The following is a 16,566-nucleotide window of genomic DNA, read 5'->3' on the forward strand; positions in this document are numbered from 1 at the left end:
CCACGCGGGCGGCACCACGCGTGCGCCCGCGGACGGAGCCTGCGCATCACCCGCCGAAGAGGGACTTCAGGTCCCTGAGCAAAGGACCGAGGTGGGCGCGCAATTCCGCACTCGAGAACGGTGTCGCCACTTGGATCACATCACCAGGATGCTCCCCGACCGTGGCCGTCGCCTCGAGCAGCTTGCTCAGCTCGGCCTCCGGCAGTGCCTGAGGGCGAACCAGAACGTTGCGTTTCAGGCCGACGGGCACCGGGCGGAGCTGATAAAGCGAGCCGTCGGGCGTCAGCAGCAGATCGCCCGCCTCGATGGCCTCACGCGCCCGCTCCGGAGCCCTGAACTGCTGCTGCAGCGTCGACGCCAGTTTGCGGCTCTGGATGAACTCCGATTCCGCGCGGGCCAGTTCGATCCCGGTCTCCGCCGCGGTCGTCGCCTGCCGGGACTCCAGCGCCACCACGAGACCGGCCTCCCCCACCCGCCGGAACGGGGTGGCGGGTGTGTTGACCGCGAGCAGCAGTCCGTCCCGGAACGACAGCGGCAGGCCGGAGCCGTCCGCCTTCATCAGCCAGCACTCCCCGATGATCTCCACCGGATGCATGCCGAGCTCGACGATGTCCCGGCTCTTGGAGCGGATGACGTGCCGGTAGCCGTCCTGCGAGGCGCCGATGAGTTCGCTCATCACCCCGAGGACCTCGTTGAAGAGGTTGCGACCCTTCCGCTCGGCGAACCCCCTTTCGACGGCGTACGCGATCCGGCTCCAGCAGGCCTTCTCCCCCAACGGTCCGGCGGCGAAGACCCGTGACAGAGCCGCGTGGAACTCGGGGTCGGTCGCGAAGCTCAACTCCGCCATCAACCCGGTCAGTTTGACCTCGCTCATCGGTCCGAGCGTCTTGCGTGCGGCGGTGGCGACGGCTGGGGAGACTACGTTGCGCAGCCGTGCCGGCCGTGCGGTGGCACGCGACTCCAGGGCCGCGAGTTCCCGTCCGCTCGCCTCCAGGTCCTTGATCATGTGTCCGGCGTCGGCACTGCTCAACGCCTTGGCCGCCCGTAGCTGTTCGATCTCGGCGGTCAGCGAAACGAGCAGTTTGCGCTGTCTGGGCCCCTGGTCGGCGATCAGGTCCAGGCTGCACCGGAACATGTCCATCCGGATCCCCGAATGCACCATCACCATCTGGAGCACCTCGCCGCCCGCATTGCTGCTCAGCGCACGTTCCCACGCCCCGGCCAGTCGCATTCCCGTGAACGCGTGGGAGTCGTGCCACTGGGCGATGATCCGCGCGGTGGCGCGGGCCTTTCGGATGTTCACAGGGCGGCTGCCATGAACAGGGGTGCGACCTCCATCGCCGCGCCGACGACGTCGATGAAGGCAGACCCGTACGCCAAGGCAAGATCGGACAGCTCGGGATCCTTCTCGATGAGCCGCAGAGCGGGCTCGATGACGGCGTTCCAGGTGCGGGCGCCGTGCCAGAAGGTCATCGTCTGCACACCCGCGTCCCACACCGAGTACGCGGCGGCGCTGACCGCCGCCGCCGGGCCGGCCTTCTTCGCCAGCACACTGGCGAACCCCGCGGCGAGGTTCGCGCTCTCCCACACGCTCGTGTACGAGGAGGGGATCCCGCGCGCCCGCATCGCTTCACCGGCCGCCGTCCACGGCAGCGAACCCATCTCCATTCCGGCTTGCTCGAGGGCTGCGTACACGGCGACCGGATACGTGAAGGCGTCCGATGCGGCCGAGTCCTTGCCCGTGGCGAGGTCCGCCCGTTCGTCGGTGAGATGCCGCACCGAGGTGGCACTCAGGCCGAGTCCGGCCTCGATGGCGGCGGCGTCCGACGCCACTTTCGCACCGGCGGCGGCGCACGCGAGACGGAGTTGTTCGCCCTTCGCGCCGGCCAGCGCCGCGGTGTCGAGGCGCCGGGCGAGCGGGAACACCGCACCGAGTGCCGTCTCGGTGATCAGGACCAGCTGGGTGGCCCGTTGCGCCTCGTCCACGGCGAGCGTGAACTCCGCGCCGAGCGTGCCGCGGGCGTGAAGCGGTGGGATCGGGCCAGTGGTGCGTGCTTTGCCGGAGAGGGCGTCGGCGAGCTCCTGGATACGGGCCACAGCCGTCCGCGCCGCCCGTTCCAGCGTGCCGGGCTCCTGGTCAAGCATCTGGAGCAGCCCCTGGACGCTCGCCATGATGGTCGCGGTGAAGGATGCCGCGCCTTTGAGGCGGACCGAGGCAGCCCAGTTCCGTGCACGTCCCAATTCGTCGATCAGGGCCGTCAGTTGTGCGAACTCGGGGGCGTCCTCCTCCGGCTCCCAAGGATGCTCGGCCAGTTCCGCCAGGAACCGGGCGGGAGTGAGGCTCCGCCGGTTCTCCCAGTCCTGGTAGCGGGCGTAGCGCCCGTTGGGTGCCAGCCGCCCGAAGTCGTACGCAAGCAGGCCGGTGGAGGTGTCGAGTCGGCGCAGGACCTCACGGCGGGCCAGGAGTTCGGCCTGGACGAGCGGGCGGACCACGCGCTTGGCGAGGTCGGCGGCGCCGTCGCGCAGGAGTTCCAGCAGGCGCAGCACTTCTTGGAGCCGCTCCTTCAGCGCCTGCGGTGAGGCACGTGCTCCTTGGGCCAGGGTGAGGTAGAGCGTCTGCGCCGCATCGATCAGCTCGTCCACCGCCCGCCAGCCGCCGGAACGGTAGCGGACCTCCACCAGTTCGCCGACGATCGCGGGCGACAGGGTGATGCGGAACGGGACAGGACTCCCGTCGAGCTCAAGGTCCACATGCCGCCGCGAGCCCAGGAACGGGAGTGTGTCCGCGGCCGTCGGCCGCGGGGCGTAGCGGCTGGGGTCCGAGGCAACGTAGCGCGCCAGCTCCGAAGTCGGCGCGGGCTGCGGCCCGAGGCGCGCCCATTCCGGTGCTATGTAGGGCGCCGACGAAGACATAGCCGGGTCGGCAAACGGGAACGGCTCCACAACGGGCACTTTCTGCGCTCCGGTTGCGGCACGCGGAGCCGTATACGCCCTGGCGGGATCCGTGAGGCGCATCCGTACAACGGGTGCGAGCCCGCTCGCGAGGACCTCTGTGCCCACATCGACGATCTCGGGGTCGAGCCGGGGCACCGGCTGCGCGGGCACCGCACCCATCAGCCACGCACCGCCGGATCGGACTTCTCGGTCCGCACGCCCACCGGCGCCGGGACCGGATTCGGGTCGTCGAGCTGGTGCGCCGCGACCCTCGCCTCCAGACGGTCGGCCTCGGCCTCCGCCTGCCTGGCGGTGGCTTCGAGGCGGCGCAGCTCGTACTCGCGGCTCTTCTCGATGAAGCTCTCCCCCGCACTGCACCGCCCGAGCCGGCTCTCGATGGTCATCCCCGGGGTGGGAAGCATGATCCGCGAGGTCGAGGTGGCCATGCTCTGCAGACTGGCGACGATCGTCGTACGGAAGGTACTGACGAGGTCCTCGCCCGCGGCGTGCAACGGCACCGCCAGATACGGGCCGTGCATGCTCACCACCCGCGGCTCGAACATGCCGACCCGTAGCGCACCCCCCGAGCCGCCCATCAGCCGCTCCAACTGCTCGGACGGTGGCAGGGCCTGGAAGAGCACGTAACGGTAGTAGTCGCGGTGTTCGTTGAGGTGGTCGCGCAGTGTCTTGCTGCGCTCGCGGGCCCGGCCCACCTCCTCGAGGCCGAACTTCATCTCCAGGACGTCCTCGGCGGCCTGTTGGTCCTGTCGCTGCCCCGCTTTGTCCGCCTGCGCCTGTCCCTTCTCCGCGGCCGCGTCGGCGACGGTGGGGGCAGTGTCGAGTGCCAGCATCTTGTCGGCCAGCCGCTGGGCCGCGACGGGGATGCCCATGTCGTCGGCGGTGTACAGCTGTTCCTCACGGCAACGGCTCGTCCACCAGGCCCAGTCCCAGGCGACGGCCATGTGGCGGTGGATCTCGGTGGCGAGGCCGGCACTCTCCTTGTCGGCGTCCGTCAGTTCGTTGAGCTTGCCGAGCGTCGGGCTGCCGGTGCCGGGCGGGACCTGCGCGGCGAGCCGCCGCGCCAGTTCCAGGCGCTGCGCGAAGGGCACGGAGTCCGCGGTCGGGTCCGACACGACGCCCAGATCGCGCAGCGTGGCCGCGAAGTTGGGGAACTTGGCCTCGACGAGCCGACCGTACATCCAGCGTCGGGCCGAACGCCGTGCGTCGTCGCCGATGGGGTCGTGCCTGCTGATGGCGCCGAGCAAGGCCTGCGGAGAAGATCCTGACGTGAAAAGACGGGCCGCCGTGTACAGGCCCTTCAACGCGGCCAGGATTTCGGCCTCTTGGCGGCTCGGCGGCTTGGGTGTGGTCTCCGGCTCCTGCTTCTTGTCGTCCTGGCCGATCTTCGCCGCGATGGCCGCGGCGGACTTGCGGTCGCTGAGTTCGGCCTTCGCCTCCCCGTACGCGCCGAGATAGCGGATGGCCTCGAAGCCGTCGGCGAGGGCCGGGTCGAGCAGTCCGTCGCGCAGAGCGGTCTCGTTGACCGCGACGATGTTCGCTTCGAAGCTCGACACACTCATCGGGTTGTCGACCATGGCGCAGAGCTTGGTGTCGGCGGGCAGGAACGCGGTGCTGATGTCGTAGTGCGCGAGCACTTCGTAGTAGTCGAGGTTGAGGGTGTGACACAGGTTGGGGTTGCGGATCTTGCGGGTCACGCGCTGTTCCGAGCCCCACTCCACGGACTCCGTGATCTTCGTGGTGCGCTGGGCACGTACTTTCGTCGAGGCCTTGATCACGGCTTCGTGCAGTCGCGTCTGGGTGTTCTTGCCGACCTGGGTGACGGCGTTCTTTCCGGACAGCGTGGCGTTCGCGCCGATCTCTATCTCTCCTGCGGCGGGCCGATAGGTCGCCTTGAAGGAACCGCCCACCTGGTATTGGAAGTCGCTCTGCTGCTGGAGCTCTCGATAGCACTCACTGGTGTCCTTCGTGGTGTCCGTCCCCTCGACGGCCTGCTCCGTGTCCGTCTGGCTGGACTGCTCGAGCGTCTTGCGGTGCCGCTCCCAGGTGTGGAGTTCGATCGTCGCCTCCTCCTGCGGGGCGAGCGCCAGGGACTGCAGGAGGCGCCCCCGGCTGAAGCCCTTCATCGTCCAGGTCTGGCGCCAGGGCAGGAAGAGCGCGACACGCAGCCGGAACGGAGGCCTGGGCGGCGCGGTCTTCTCGGGCGGCAGAGGCTGGCTGGCCTCCAGGAACTTCTTCATCCGAGTGACGCCATCGGCCGTCTTCATCAATCTCTCGAAGTACCGGCCCGTCTCCATGGAGATGGTGGCCATGTCGCCGACCGTGGAGGCCGTCCGGTCCGGCTTCTCCTGGGTCTTTGTCTCGATCCGCTCGTCAGGGGCCTTGTCGGGGGGAAGGTGTCCGCTGTCCTGGCGCCGCATCATGGCAGGCATGAGGGCCATCCGGGACAACGCCGGCATGGCGACGGGTTTGGCCACCGTCACCGAGAAGACGAAATTGTCGGCCAAGGTGACGGTCGTGCTGCCCACGGTTCGCAGCTCATGCACCGCCTTCTTGCTGAGCGGAACCCGGAAGGGCTTGCCGTTGTCGCCGTTGACCACGGGATTCGCCAGGAACGCGGAGAGATCGTCGATCACGTTGTCCGCGGCGCCGGGACGCAAGGGCACGCTGTCGGAGACGGCTCCCGTCTGCACGAGGCGTACCAGTGTGGTCCTGTCCCCCGCGGTGACCCGTACCACCACGGTCCGTGCGGTGAGCAGCGCGGTGACCTCGGCCGGTTCGAGAGCCAGGGTGTACGACACCTTGTCCAGGATGACGGTGCGGTCCGCGAGCAGGGCGTCGACATCGTGGAGCGGAACGTCGTACACGACCGGGGCGAGCCGCACGGTGACCTCGCGACCGTCCAGGGCGTCGGCGAGTTTCGCGGCACGGACGATCTGCTCGCCGTCGGCGAGTGCCTGTGCCTCCTGCCGGCTGAGGGTGAGCAGATACGTGGCACCCCCCTGGGCGACCCGCCCTTCGCGGATCACTTGGTCCACGTCGAGCACGGGGATCTCCCGGGCGGCGGCGAGCGGTCGCAGGGCCCCGCTGCCGTGTCCTCGCGCCTCATCCACGAGGTCGGTGAGCGGAATACCGCCCGCCACGTCCACCACCCGCAGGGGAATGGCATCGCCCTTGCCGATCTCGCCCGAGGCGCGCGCGATTTCCTCGCCGTTGGCGAGGACCACAGGGTGCGAGATCCCGGCTGCGTCGACCGCGAGCAGCTCCACGAACTGCCCGAAGTCGTACCACTCCACGACCTCCCCGCCCGGCAGGTCTGTGTTGCAGGAGCCCTTCGCCGTGAACAGTGTGGGGTCGACCGTGGTCTCCGGATAGCCGTTCAGGTCGCCGGCCATGGGTCAGGCGAAGCGCAGCTGGACGACGGCGCTGGGGTCTTTCACGCGGAGCGTGAACCGTTCGTAGACACGGAAGTTCAGCAGTCCGCTCGCGTCCTCGAACGCGAAGGCGGTGACCGCGTCGACGGCGATCGCCACGTCCAGGGTGTTGCCGCCGGTGGACACCAACAGGGCGACCTTCGGCGGCAGGGTCCCGGTGCCGTGGAAACCGCCCTGCACCAAGGCGCGGATCCGGTCGGCGGGCATGATCAGGGTGTTCGACAGCGGCGCATGGGCGTCGGCGAAGGGCTCGAAGTGCGAGACCAGGGCGTAGGGGCCGTAGTGACCGTTGCTCTCCAACAGGGCGTACGCCTCGGCGACCGCGCCGAAGTAGCGCTCCCCGTACCGCCCGGGCACCTTGCTGTTCGCCGACGGCACTTCCACGATCTGCTTCACGTGGTCCGCGGCGCCCAGCAGACCCCCGTCGCCACCTCCTTGGAAGACCGCCTTGTCCATCTCGCGTGCGAGGTGGTTGGCGGCCCGCGTGGCGAGGGTGACGGCCGTGCCGATGCACTCCTCGGACTCGTACTGCTGCTTGGTCAGTACGAAGGTGACGGACCGTTCTTCGAGCGACAGTTCGGCTCCTTCGGGCACCGACATGGCTCCGCTGTCCTCGTCGATGACGACCGCGTCGGCAGGCACGGTCCGGGTGCTGGCCGCCAACGAGGACGACACCACCGGCAGGAACCGCGTCGAGAGCCTCGAGCGCTCCGTCTCGGCGCACACGTGGCGGTCAAGCTTCTCCCAGAGGGCCTGGTCCCAGTCGAGCTTGTGCCGGCCGAGGTTGTTGCCCGCCAGGGCACCGTTCGTCGTACCGATCGCGGCCATGGATCCCCCCACCGAGCAGCAACTGGTCCCTGGGGAAACTAGCTGCGGGCAGCATGCAGGACAACGTATGACGCGTCGTAGAAACCTTGGTGCAGTGGGCGCGTTGACGCACGGTCGGCGCGCTGTGGGGGCGCGCCGGCGGTGCGCGTCGCTCGCGTTCCACACGGAGTGCAGGGCCGGCCCCAAGGCGTACGAGGTGCTGCGAGGTCGTGGTCGGCCTGGTGTGGCGCGGGATGTGTGCCAATGGAGATGTGTGCCAATGGACATACGTACAGCGGAAGTTGGACGGCAGCGGGCTCAGGCTTCGAGGTGGGCGCGGTCGCCCATGACGATCACCGGATCGCGTTTCGGGTCCAGGGTGCGCAGCAGGTGCTCCATGCCCTGTTCGGGCAGGCTGACGCAGCCGGAGGTGCCACTGCCGTGGTCCAGGTGGAGCCAGATCGAGCCGCCCTTGGAGCGGCCCTCGGGGCGGGTCGGGTCGCTCGGAGCCGTGCCCTTGACGCGGTTGTAGTCGATCGCGATGACGAGGTCGAAGTCGTGCCAGTGCGTCTTCGGCCAGGAGTGCGGCGCGGTGAAGGCCGCCGCGGAGCGCGTGTACGGGAGTTTCGCGCCGGGGTCGGCGCGGACACCGCCCGCGTCGCTGAGCGTGAAGACCCCGACGGGGCTGCGTTTGTCGTCCTCGTGGTGGTCGGTGGTCCAGCCCTTCTTGCCGTTGTGCGCGGGCCAGGTGCGTTCGCGGTCCCAGGTGGCACCGTGCCGGGTGAACAGAGCGACGGTGGATATCGAGGAGTCCTCGCTCCGGCCGTAGACGGCGACGACCTGACGGGAGCCGTCCGGGATCTGCCGCTGCAGACGGTCGCCGACACCGGGGATGCGTGGGAGGTCCTTCGTCGGCGAAGCGCTCGGTTCGGAACCGGCTTTCGCGGGACTGTCCTGCGTACCGCCGTCGGTGCCCTGCGTACCGCTGCCGCAGGACGTCACAACCGCGGCCAGGGTCACGGCGACGAGCGAGGACCGCAGTATGCCGGATATGCGCATGCGTTCCATGCTCGCACGGGGCGTATGACGGACGAGGTGGGGCCCTTGGGCCCGTGCGGCGCCCGGCAGAACCCGTGAGCCAGCTGGGCGCCCAGGCCGCGGCCCGTCCGAAAAGAGCGCTCTCGGCCGGTAAATCGTTTGCCCCGGCCTGTGTCCGGCAGGGAACCTTGCACGTTCCCTTTCCACCGCGGACCCTGCGCGGCCGCCCTCCCCATCCGCCTGCCGAGCTCTGGACATCATGCAGATCAGTGACCTTCCGTACCCCGACCCGGGTGTGCCCGACGCACGCTCAGGATCCCGATTCCTGCTGTGGCTCGGGCGGAACCAGATCGGCGGCCAGTTCCGATCCTTCGCCTGGGGCCTGCTGCACTTCTCGTCGGTGATGGGCCTGTCGTTCGCGGTGGGATACGCCGTGCAGGCGGTCGTCGACCGCGACGGCGGCAGACTCGCCCTCGCGGGCGGGTTCCTCGCCCTGGCGGGCGCGGCCATCGCGCTCGGCGACACGATGCTGCACCGCACCGCCGTCACCAACTGGATCACCGCCGCGGCCCGTGTCCAGCAGTTGCTCGCCCGCAAGACAGCCGAACTCGGCTCCGCGCTGACCCGGCGGGTGGCGGCCGGTGAAGTGGTCGCGGTGTCGACCGGTGATGTCGAGAAGATCGGCTGGTTCGTGGAGGCGCTGTCGCGTTTCCTGGCGGCCGCCATGACCGTCGTCCTGGTGTGCGTGGCACTGGCCGTGTACCAGCCCGCGCTGGCTCTGGTCGTCGTGATCGGTGTCCCGGTGCTCGCACTCGGGGTGATTCCGCTGCTGCCGAGGGCCACCAAGCTCGCGGACGTCCAGCGTGAGAAGGCGGGCCGGGCCACCGAGTTGGCCGCCGACACGGTCGCGGGTCTGCGGGTGCTGCGCGGCATCGGCGGCGAGGAGCTGTTCCTCACGCGGTATCGCGAGGCCTCGCAGGAGGTGCGCCGAGCCGCCGTACGCAGTGCGCGGATGTGGGCGTGGATCAGCGCCGTACAGGTGCTGCTTCCCGGACTGCTGCTCGTCGCCGTGATCTGGTACGGCATCGGACTCGTCCGTGACGGCCGGATCCAGGTCGGCGAACTGGTCACGGTCTACAGCGCGGTGATGCTCCTGATGTACCCGCTGCGGCACTTCGAGGAGATCGCCATGGCGTACTCCTTCTCGCGCCCCTCGGCCCGCCGGGCGGCGCGGGTCCTTTCCATCGAGCGGTCGATGGACGGCAGCGGGAAGCTCGGGCACACCACGCCCGAGGGCGACTTGTACGACCCGGTGACCGGGCTGCTCGCACCTGCCGGCCGGCTGACCGCGGTGGTGTGCGGGGACCCGGACGAGGCGGGGCGCCTCGCCGAGCGGCTCGGCGGCCACCCTTCGCTCGACGAACCGGTCGCCTCCGTACGGCTGGGCGGGATCCCGCTCGACGAGCTGCCCCTCGCTTCGGCCCGTGCGGCCGTGCTGGTGCAGGACAAGGATCCGGTGCTGCTCTCGGGCACGCTCAGTGAGCTGCTCGATGTGCCGGCCTCCGGCAAGGTCAGCCCAGAGGAGGCGCTGGCGGCGGCCGAGTGCACGGATGTACTCGAAGCGCTCACCCAGGCCGCTCTCGACGACGACCCGATGCAGGCGCCGATCACCGAACGCGGCCGGTCGCTCTCCGGCGGCCAGCGCCAACGGCTCGCCCTGGCACGCTCGTTGGTGACCGACCCGGAGGTGCTCGTACTCGACGAGCCGACCTCCGCGGTCGACTCGCACACCGAAGCGCGGATCTCCGACGGTCTGCGCGCCCTGCGCCAGGGCCGTACGACGGTGGTCCTGACCTCGTCGCCGCTGCTGCTCGACCGTGCCGAGCGGGTCGTCCTCGTGCACGAAGGCGAGGTCGCGGCGGTCGGACTCCATCGCGACCTGGTGCACAACGAGCCCCGCTATCGCGCGATCGTCACGCGCGAGACCGAGGACGAGCGGGCCGCCGAGGCTGCGTACGCCCAGACGTACACACACGAGACCTACGCGCACGAGACGTACGCACACGAGACTTACGAAACGGAGGAGTCGGCATGATCGGCGTAGCGCCCCCGGCCTACGACCCGGCGGCCCCGCGCAGCGCGAACACGCTGCCGGTGGGTTCCACGGCGACCGTGCGCGGCTATGTCCGCGAGCTGTTCGGCCGCCACCGGAAGGCCTTCACGCTGCTGATCGTCGTGAACACGGCCGCCGTGCTCGCCTCCCTGGTCGGGCCCTCGCTGCTCGGCTCGCTGGTCGAGAGCGCCTCCGAAGGTGCGGCGGCGGATCTCCATCTCGAGCGCACCGTCGCGCTGTTCGTCGCGGCCCTCCTGGCCCAGGCCTTCTTCGTACGTCTCGTACGGCTGCGCGGGGCGATGCTCGGTGAGCGGATGCTGGCCGATCTGCGCGAGGACTTCCTCGTACGCTCCGTGGGCCTGCCTCCGGGTGTGCTCGAACGGGCGGGTACCGGCGACCTGTTGTCGCGCATCACCACCGACATCGACCGGCTCGCGAACGCGATGCGGGAGGCCGTGCCGCAGCTCACGATCGGTGTGGTGTGGGTGGTGCTGCTGCTCGGCGGGCTCGCGGTCACCGCGCCGCCGCTGGCACCGGCCGTGCTGATCGCGGTGCCGCTGCTCGTGGTGGGGTGCCGCTGGTACTTCAAGCGGGCGCCCTCCGCGTACCGCTCGGAAGCGGCCGGCTATGCGGCCGTGGCCGCGGTGCTCGCGGAGACCGTGGACGCGGGCCGTACCGTCGAGGCCCACCGGCTCGGCACCGAGCGGATCGCCTTGTCGGACCGGCGTGTTCGGGAATGGACCCAGTGGGAGCGGTACACGCTCTTCCTGCGCTCGGTGCTCTTCCCCGTCATCAACGTCACGCACACGACCGTGCTCGCCTCGACGCTGATGGTCGGCGGTGTCTTCGTACTGCAGGGCTGGATCAATGTCGGGCAGCTGACCACCGGTGCGTTGATCGCGCAGATGATGGTCGAGCCGGTCGGGCTGATCCTGCGCTGGTACGACGAGTTGCAGGTCGCCCAGGTCTCGCTGGCCCGGCTCGTGGGCGTACGGGAGATCGAACCCGGAGCGGGCGACGAGTCCGTACGTCCCGAGGGCCGCCAGGTCGAGGCGGCGGATGTGCACTTCGGGTACCGGGCCGGGGTGGACGTCCTGCGTGAGGTGTCGCTCGGGGTACCTCCCGGCACCCGGCTCGCACTGGTCGGCCCGTCCGGTGCGGGCAAGTCGACGCTCGGGCGGCTCCTGGCGGGGATCTACGCTCCGCGCACGGGACAGGTGACGCTCGGCGAGGCGGAGCTGTCCCGGATGACGGCGGAGCGGGTACGGGAACATGTGGCGCTGGTGAACCAGGAGCACCATGTGTTCGTCGGGTCCCTGCGCGACAACCTGCGCCTCGCGCGCTCGGGCGCCGAGGACGCCGAGCTGTGGGCGGCGCTCGGTGCTGTCGACGCCGACGGATGGGCGCGGGCGTTGTCGGACGGACTGGACACGGAGGTCGGCTCGGGCGGGTTCACGCTCACCCCGGCGCAGGCGCAGCAGATCGCGCTGGCCCGGCTCGTGCTCGCCGATCCGCACACGCTGGTGCTCGACGAGGCGACCTCGCTGCTGGATCCGCGGGCCGCGCGGCACCTGGAGCGCTCGCTGGCGCGGGTGCTCGACGGGCGCACGGTCGTGGCGATCGCCCACCGGCTGCATACCGCGCATGATGCGGATGTGATCGCGGTGGTCGAGCGGGGGCGGATCAGTGAGCTCGGCAGTCATGACGAGTTGGTGGCTGCGGATGGGGCGTATGCGGCGCTTTGGCGGTCCTGGCACGGGTGAGAGTGCGTTCGGGTGGGGTGAGGCTCGCTGGTGGGTGCGGGTGGGGGCGCCTGCGGCGGGCCTTCTCCCCCGCTCCGCCCCTTCCCGAAACTGGGGGGCTTCGCCCCAGACCCCGCATCCGAACTTCGTTCGGATCTGCTCAGAACCCATGTGTGAACCTCTGCTGATCTCGTCGACCAGAACTTCCTGCGCGGCGACACCATCGCCCAGGCGAACGCCACGCTCATCGAGGCCCAGGCCCGCCACCAGGGCAGACGTGAAAGCCATGTGGCCGATACACAAACGAGCGGATCCCGCCCAGCGCCCGCCAGCCAAGCATGTTGGGTTGGTACCGATTCCCCGATCGGCTTGTCGCCCCAAAGGAGAATCGGATGAACCAGCTGCGTACCGCTGTGATCGGCGCGCTCCTCGCTCTGTCCACCCTCAGCCTCGGTGCCCCCGCCGCGTTCGCGGCGCCCGCACCCGGCCCGGCCAACACGTGTGCGAAGCAGAAGGGCGAGGACAAGATGTGCGGCGGGTTCGCCGGATTTTCGTGCCCTGAGGGCAAGACCTGCGTCGACGACCCACGAGACGAATGCGTCCCGGCGAACGGAGGCGCGGACTGTGGCGGGCTGTGCGCCACGCCCCAGGAGATCGAGAACGGCTACATCGAGACCGCCCCAGGCAAGTACATCTACCTTCGCGACAACCCGAACTTGGTAAGCACCGACGTGTCGCTGAAGGTGGGTCTGCTGTAACCGTTGGTGTGCGGCGTGCGTGCCGCACACCCCCGGGGATGCCGGGCCCAACCGGCGGTTCTGCGGATCGTCTTGCCACTTGAAGTACTGGCGGCGGTGCGAGTCGATCGCGTACAGACCACGGCGCGCTCGATCGACACCCTCCTCGAGGGCCACAAATCCGCCCGATGGGCGGGCAGTCTTCACTGACAGGGCACGCAGGGGCTGAAAGATCGCCTCAAGCGCCGGCGGGGCCGACAGGTCAGATGTACCCCAGCGCCGCCGCTCCGCCCACCCCGCCGAGCAGCATGAACGCCGGCATCAGCAGCTTCAGCTCCACCCAGCTGCCCGCGCGGAAGCGCATCAGCTTCGGGGGGCCCACGGCGTACCAGCGCTTGCCGGCGATGGGGAGGGGCCAGAACATCGGGCAGCCCGAGACCGTGAGCGCGTCGCCGATGGTGTGGACGACCGCACCGAGCAGGACCGGCAGGCCCAGCCACAGGTACTCCTGGCCGTCGGCGGTGAACAGCCAGTCCGCTCCGTTGCCCGGCTGGTCCAGGACACCCGCGAGGATCCAGGCGCTGGTCGCGCCGAGCAGCCAGACCAGAACGTCGCTGGACATCCGGGCCGCCTTCCACAGCAGCCCTTCCACGGCGAGCACCAGGTGGACGAAGAGGATGCCGAGTACCGCCCAGCGGCCGCCGAGGACCGCGAGGGCCGAGAAGCCGACACCGATCATGACCGCCCACAGCCAGGTGTGGGTCAGGGTGCGGTGACCTCCGGTGCGACGCGCGTCGGCGCGGGACTTCGTGGCCTTGTAGACCCCGTACGAGATCTTGTCGACGATGCCGCAGAGCGCCTTGGAGAGCGGTCCGAAGGCTCGGGAGATCGTCGCCGACTTGTGGTCGAGGTCGGGGGCGAGCGCCGCGCCCGCGCAGATCAGCGCGCCGACGAGCAGGACCGGCCAGGGCATCGCATGGTCCATCGCTGCCGCCGCCGCGCCCACCCCCAGCCACGCCGCCGCGCCGGACAGTGAGTGTGCCGGACCCATCATGGCCGCTACCCGCCCCATTTCTGTTGTACGTATGCCCAGTTGACGCCAGGGGAGCGCCCGCGGTTGCGGTGATCGGTGCCCCGGTCGGCTGCACAGCGTAGCGGTCATGATCTTCGTACGGACGGCCGATTCCCCTTACGGAGGACCGGGCAGGCAAGATGGGGGCGTGACCCTTATCGATCAGCTGCCGCCGGAAGCCGACCCCGATGCCCTCTACGAAGCCTTCGAAGGCTGGGCCCAGGAACGCGGCATCACCCTCTATCCCCACCAGGAGGAGGCGCTGATCGAGGTCGTGTCCGGGGCGAACGTGATCGTTTCCACGCCGACCGGGTCCGGCAAGTCCATGATCGCGGCGGCGGCGCACTTCGCCGCGCTCGCGCGCGACGAGGTCACCTTCTACACCGCTCCGATCAAGGCGCTGGTCTCGGAGAAGTTCTTCGAGCTGTGCAAGATCTTCGGGACGGAGAACGTCGGCATGCTGACGGGCGACGCGTCCGTCAACGCCGACGCCCCCGTCATCTGCTGCACCGCCGAGGTGCTCGCCTCCATCGCGCTGCGCGACGGCAAGAACGCGGATGTCGGCCAGGTCGTCATGGACGAGTTCCACTTCTACGCCGAGGCCGACCGCGGCTGGGCCTGGCAGATCCCGATCCTCGAGCTGCCGCAGGCGCAGTTCATCCTGATGTCGGCGACGCTCGGCGATGTCTCGATGTTCGAGAAGGACCTCACGCGCCGTACGGGCCGGCCCACGTCCGTGGTCAGCTCGGCGACCCGGCCGGTGCCGCTCTCCTACGAGTACCGGCTCACGCCGATCACCGAGACGCTCACCGAGCTCCTGGAGACCAAGCAGGCGCCCGTCTACATCGTGCACTTCACGCAGGCGCAGGCCGTCGAGCGTGCACAGTCGCTGATGAGCATCAACATGTGCACGCGCGAGGAGAAGGACCAGATCGCCGAGTTGATCGGCAGCTTCCGCTTCACCACCAAGTTCGGCCGCAATCTCTCGCGTTACGTACGGCACGGCATCGGTGTGCACCACGCCGGCATGCTGCCCAAGTACCGGCGTCTGGTCGAAAAGCTCGCGCAGGCCGGTCTGCTGAAGGTCATCTGCGGTACGGACACCCTCGGCGTCGGTGTCAACGTGCCCATCCGCACGGTGCTGTTCACGGCCCTCACCAAGTACGACGGCACGCGGGTGCGCACCCTGCGGGCCCGTGAGTTCCACCAGATCGCGGGTCGCGCCGGACGTGCGGGCTTCGACACCGCGGGCTTCGTGGTGGCACAGGCGCCCGAGCACGTCATCGAGAACGAGAAGGCTCTCTCCAAGGCCGGCGACGACCCGAAGAAGCGCCGCAAGGTCGTCCGCAAGAAGGCCCCGGAGGGCTTCGTCGCCTGGTCGGACACCACCTTCGAGAAGCTGATCGCCTCTGAGCCGGAGCCGCTGACCTCCCGCTTCCGCGTCACCAACATCATGCTGCTCTCGGTCATCGCACGGCCGGGCGACGCCTTCAAGGCGATGCGGCACCTCCTCGAGGACAACCACGAGCCCCGCAAGGCGCAGTTGCGGCACATCCGCCGTGCCATCGCGATCTACCGTTCGCTCCTCGACGGCGGCGTGGTGGAGCAGCTGGACACACCCGACGCCGAGGGCCGCACCATCCGGCTCACCGTCGACCTCCAGCAGGACTTCGCCCTCAACCAGCCGCTGTCGACCTTCGCGCTGGCCGCGTTCGACCTCCTGGAGCCGGAGTCGCCTTCGTACGCGCTCGACATGGTCTCCGTCGTCGAGTCGACCCTCGACGACCCGCGCCAGATCCTCGCCGCCATGACGAACAAGGCACGCGGCGAGGCGGTCGGCCAGATGAAGGCGGACGGCGTCGAGTATGAGGAGCGCATGGAGCGGCTCCAGGACATCTCGTACCCGAAGCCGCTGGAAGAGCTCCTGTGGCACGCGTACAACCTCTACAAGAAGTCGCACCCCTGGGTGGCCGACCACCCGGTCTCCCCCAAGTCGGTCATCCGCGACATGTACGAACGCGCCCTGACCTTCACGGAATTCACCTCCTGGTACGAGCTGGCCCGCACCGAAGGCATCGTGCTGCGCTACCTCGCCAGCGCCTACAAGGCCCTTGAGCACACGATCCCGGACGACCTGAAGTCCGAGGACCTCGAGGACCTGATCGCCTGGCTCGGCGAGATGGTGCGCCAGGTCGACTCCAGCCTGCTCGACGAGTGGGAGCAGCTCGCCAACCCCGAGGTGATGACCGCCGAGGAGGCGCAGGAGAAGGCCGACCAGGTCAAGCCCGTCACGCACAACGCGCGGGCCTTCCGTGTCCTCGTCCGCAACGCGATGTTCCGCCGCGTCGAACTCGCCGCGCTCGACAACGTCGCCGCCCTCGGCGAACTGGACACGGAGGCCGGCTGGGACGCGGACGCGTGGGGCGAGGCGATGGACAAGTACTGGGACGAGTACGACGAGCTCGGCACCGGACCCGACGCGCGCGGTCCGAAGCTGCTGCAGATCGAGGAGCGTCCCGAGGACGGGCTCTGGCGCGTCCGGCAGACCTTCGCCGACCCGAACGGCGACCATGACTGGGGCATCAGCGCCGAGGTCGACCTCACGGCGTCCGACGCGGAGGGCCTCGCGGTCGTCCGGGTCACGGATGTCGGCCAGCTGTGACCCCTGACG

Annotated in this window: 10 protein-coding genes; 4 read left to right on the top strand and 6 right to left on the bottom strand. The window is 69.5% G+C overall.

Translation table 11 applies throughout. From position 1 onward, the window contains the following. Positions 1 to 46 precede the first annotated feature (46 nt). From G6045_RS11825 to G6045_RS11845, 5 genes are all read right to left on the bottom strand, one after another. Positions 47 to 1,303: a hypothetical protein gene (locus G6045_RS11825; RefSeq protein ID WP_165331845.1), complete on the bottom strand. Its 1,257-nt coding sequence runs from the start codon at positions 1,301 to 1,303 to the stop codon at positions 47 to 49. Further along, a complete protein-coding gene (locus G6045_RS11830; RefSeq protein WP_165331846.1) occupies positions 1,300 to 3,114 on the bottom strand; it encodes a hypothetical protein in 1,815 nt (604 codons plus the stop codon). The genes G6045_RS11825 and G6045_RS11830 overlap by 4 nt, the downstream gene beginning before the upstream one ends. Next, positions 3,114 to 6,347: a hypothetical protein gene (locus tag G6045_RS11835; RefSeq protein ID WP_165331847.1), complete on the bottom strand. Its 3,234-nt coding sequence runs from the start codon at positions 6,345 to 6,347 to the stop codon at positions 3,114 to 3,116. The genes G6045_RS11830 and G6045_RS11835 overlap by 1 nt, the downstream gene beginning before the upstream one ends. A gap of 3 nt (positions 6,348 to 6,350) precedes the next feature. After that, positions 6,351 to 7,214, bottom strand: coding sequence for an encapsulin (locus G6045_RS11840; RefSeq protein WP_165331848.1), 864 nt, complete (start codon positions 7,212 to 7,214; stop codon positions 6,351 to 6,353). A 297-nt stretch (positions 7,215 to 7,511) separates the two neighbouring features. Then, a complete protein-coding gene (locus G6045_RS11845) occupies positions 7,512 to 8,252 on the bottom strand; it encodes a L,D-transpeptidase family protein (protein WP_165331849.1) in 741 nt (246 codons plus the stop codon). Between the two features lie 238 nt (positions 8,253 to 8,490). Here G6045_RS11845 and G6045_RS11850 point away from each other — a divergent pair, with 238 nt between their 5' ends. From G6045_RS11850 to G6045_RS11860, 3 genes are all read left to right on the top strand, one after another. Continuing rightward, the gene (locus G6045_RS11850) at positions 8,491 to 10,326 is read left to right on the top strand and encodes an ABC transporter transmembrane domain-containing protein (protein WP_165331850.1); all 1,836 of its coding nucleotides are present in this window, start codon (positions 8,491 to 8,493) and stop codon (positions 10,324 to 10,326) included. Then, positions 10,323 to 12,107 carry an ABC transporter ATP-binding protein gene (locus G6045_RS11855; protein WP_165331851.1) on the top strand — a complete coding sequence of 595 codons (1,785 nt, stop codon included), beginning with the start codon at positions 10,323 to 10,325 and terminating at the stop codon, positions 12,105 to 12,107. Before G6045_RS11850 ends, G6045_RS11855 begins: the two co-directional genes overlap by 4 nt. Positions 12,108 to 12,478: 371 nt before the next feature. Further along, positions 12,479 to 12,844: a hypothetical protein gene (locus G6045_RS11860; protein WP_165331836.1), complete on the top strand. Its 366-nt coding sequence runs from the start codon at positions 12,479 to 12,481 to the stop codon at positions 12,842 to 12,844. Positions 12,845 to 13,085: 241 nt separating this feature from the next. Here G6045_RS11860 and G6045_RS11865 read toward each other — a convergent pair whose 3' ends face one another. Next, positions 13,086 to 13,877, bottom strand: a complete 792-nt coding sequence (locus G6045_RS11865; RefSeq protein WP_165331852.1) for a metal-dependent hydrolase — start codon at positions 13,875 to 13,877, stop codon at positions 13,086 to 13,088. A 106-nt stretch (positions 13,878 to 13,983) separates the two neighbouring features. On the opposite strand from G6045_RS11865, the gene G6045_RS11870 reads away from it, so the two are divergent. Next, entirely contained in the window at positions 13,984 to 16,557 is a 2,574-nt protein-coding gene (locus tag G6045_RS11870; RefSeq protein WP_165331853.1) for a DEAD/DEAH box helicase, read from the top strand. Positions 16,558 to 16,566 lie beyond the last annotated feature (9 nt).

Source organism: Streptomyces mesophilus (genome assembly GCF_011044995.1).
Taxonomy (GTDB): domain Bacteria; phylum Actinomycetota; class Actinomycetes; order Streptomycetales; family Streptomycetaceae; genus Streptomyces; species Streptomyces mesophilus.

What these genes read in the sequence shown, in the direction of transcription:
- G6045_RS11845 (WP_165331849.1), bottom strand. Translation starts at nt 8,252, where the DNA reads ATGCGCATATCCGGCATACTGCGGTCCTCGCTCGTCGCCGTGACCCTG.
- G6045_RS11840 (WP_165331848.1), bottom strand. Translation starts at nt 7,214, where the DNA reads ATGGCCGCGATCGGTACGACGAACGGTGCCCTGGCGGGCAACAACCTC.
- G6045_RS11855 (WP_165331851.1), top strand. Translation starts at nt 10,323, where the DNA reads ATGATCGGCGTAGCGCCCCCGGCCTACGACCCGGCGGCCCCGCGCAGC.
- G6045_RS11870 (WP_165331853.1), top strand. Translation starts at nt 13,984, where the DNA reads ATGATCTTCGTACGGACGGCCGATTCCCCTTACGGAGGACCGGGCAGG.
- G6045_RS11850 (WP_165331850.1), top strand. Translation starts at nt 8,491, where the DNA reads ATGCAGATCAGTGACCTTCCGTACCCCGACCCGGGTGTGCCCGACGCA.
- G6045_RS11860 (WP_165331836.1), top strand. Translation starts at nt 12,479, where the DNA reads ATGAACCAGCTGCGTACCGCTGTGATCGGCGCGCTCCTCGCTCTGTCC.
- G6045_RS11835 (WP_165331847.1), bottom strand. Translation starts at nt 6,347, where the DNA reads ATGGCCGGCGACCTGAACGGCTATCCGGAGACCACGGTCGACCCCACA.
- G6045_RS11830 (WP_165331846.1), bottom strand. Translation starts at nt 3,114, where the DNA reads ATGGGTGCGGTGCCCGCGCAGCCGGTGCCCCGGCTCGACCCCGAGATC.
- G6045_RS11865 (WP_165331852.1), bottom strand. Translation starts at nt 13,877, where the DNA reads ATGATGGGTCCGGCACACTCACTGTCCGGCGCGGCGGCGTGGCTGGGG.